Source organism: Sphingomonas sp. PAMC 26621 (genome assembly GCF_000251145.1).
Classification (GTDB): Bacteria; Pseudomonadota; Alphaproteobacteria; order Sphingomonadales; family Sphingomonadaceae; genus Sphingomonas.
Genome location: NZ_AIDW01000029.1, coordinates 1 through 1344 on the forward strand (window position 1 = coordinate 1; position 1344 = coordinate 1344).

At 56.5% G+C, this 1344-nt stretch carries 2 protein-coding genes and 1 pseudogene; 1 reads left to right on the top strand and 2 read right to left on the bottom strand.

The features are described 5' to 3' along the window. Positions 1–101 (bottom strand): annotated as a pseudogene (locus tag RI03_RS23600) (IS481 family transposase); the annotation flags it as partial. 480 nt (positions 102–581) lie between these two features. Between RI03_RS23600 and RI03_RS15955 the strand changes: the two are divergent. Continuing rightward, complete coding sequence (locus RI03_RS15955) at positions 582–848, top strand: response regulator transcription factor (RefSeq protein WP_051007278.1); 267 nt, start codon at positions 582–584, stop codon at positions 846–848. Between the two features lie 37 nt (positions 849–885). Here the strand turns inward: RI03_RS15955 and RI03_RS15960 are convergent. Continuing rightward, a partial coding sequence (locus RI03_RS15960) for an IS5 family transposase (RefSeq protein ID WP_010218545.1) occupies positions 886–1344 on the bottom strand: 459 nt, incomplete at its 5' end.

Consider the following 1344-nt stretch of genomic DNA (forward strand, 5'->3'; position numbering starts at 1 on the left):
CCAAGCTCTCGGCTCAGCGCCGAGAGCGAAGCTTGCGATCGCTGTATTGCTGCTCTGACGGCGTGCGTGGTCGTGGCGCTCCCGTGACGTACCTGTCCCATATGGCTTCCTTCCATTCCAACGAAAAGATCGCACCATCAAACCGTGGGATCAAACACCTAGTTGTGGTGGATAGCGGTCCGACGGGTTTAGGGTAACGAGAGCCGCTATTTGCCGTCCTGCACCCAAGCGCCATTTCCAAAAAGGATCAGTGTTTCGCGGCGTTATCGCAACCCGTCCATGATTGAGATTTGGAAAAGTGGAAGTGGCACACTCGCTTGGGTTGAGGGGCCAATTCGACCGCAAACATCGGGGTGCCGAAGCCAATGTTGACCGACATAATGGCTCTCCCGCACGGAGTTCTACAAAAGTCGCTTCGCGTCTTCCGGTTTGATCCGAGCTAATTCGGCGATCTTACCGGTTTTCCTGATGAAAAGCGCGGCGAGCGACCATTCTCGTTGGTCGCCGTTGCGGAGGCTCGGCCGCCCGTTCATCCTTATGCAAGCTCGCCGGGCGTGTTGTGAACGGACAAGGAGATCGAGATGGCACGTATTATGATGGCGGATGACGATGAACTCGTTGCCGAAATAGCTATCGAGGCACTTAACGCCGCAGGCCACGCTGTAGGCCTCCTGCCGGATGGCAAAGATATGATGTCAGTAATTCGGGCTAGGAAGCCCGACTTGGTAATACTCGATTGTAACATGCCAGAGAAAAGCGGAATCCTCGTGCTTCGCGAGATGCGAAACTCCGTCGAATTTTTTGACACACCGGTCTTGATGTTGACCGGACGGGGCTTTGTTGCATAACGCCTAGAGAGCATGACCGCCCTTTTACTGAAAGATATTATGCGATGCGGACAGTGATCGGCGTTCCCATTTTGGAGAAGCGATTGAGGATTGCAGCACGGACTTTGAGCTCGGTGATCTGACGATCGAAGGTACGAGCCACAACGCGTTGGCTCAGAAGCTTGAAGCAGTGCATTTTGGTCTCGACCAGACTGCGGCGATGATAGCCGCTCCACTTCTTCCAGATCGCGCGGCCAAGGCGCTTTGTAGCGCGTAGCGCTTCATTGCGAGCATCGACGCCGGGACCGTCTTTCGTCCATGGTTGGCCGTTGCGACGGACCGGGATGACCGCCTCTGCACCACGTTCGGCAATGGCAGCATGGCACGCCCTGGTATCGTAAGCGCCATCTCCGCCGACGCTGAGTATCTGCTCGTCCTGCGGGATCTGCGCCAGCAGATCGGGCAAGGTCGGCGCATCGCCGATGGCATTCGTCGTGACCTCGATGGCCCGGATACT